The organism is Priestia sp. SIMBA_032, assembly GCF_046535215.1.
GTDB classification, from domain to species: Bacteria; Bacillota; Bacilli; order Bacillales; family Bacillaceae_H; genus Priestia; species Priestia aryabhattai.
Genome location: NZ_JAWRXD010001575.1, coordinates 1 through 235, shown reverse-complemented (window position 1 = coordinate 235; position 235 = coordinate 1). Strand labels below are relative to the sequence as shown.

Genomic DNA, 235 nt, shown 5'->3' with positions numbered 1-235 from the left:
CTATGAACTACGGGCAAAAATACGGTAGTTTAATTAAGATTAAAGTAGAAAATATGCGTGAACAGCATACTGCTTTATTAGATGAACCTGCTATGGTTCCTGAACAACCAGCTCAATCGAAAGAAAAACAACCATATGGTATCGTAACTGTGGCAATGGGGTCTGGTATTAAAACTTTATTTGAGAGCATCGGCGCAACGAAAGTTATCGAAGGTGGTCAAACGATGAATCCAAG

The 235-nt window shown here is 38.7% G+C and carries 1 pseudogene; it reads left to right on the top strand.

The features are described 5' to 3' along the window. Nucleotides 1-235, top strand: a pseudogene (locus tag SB717_RS39590) (DAK2 domain-containing protein); the annotation flags it as partial.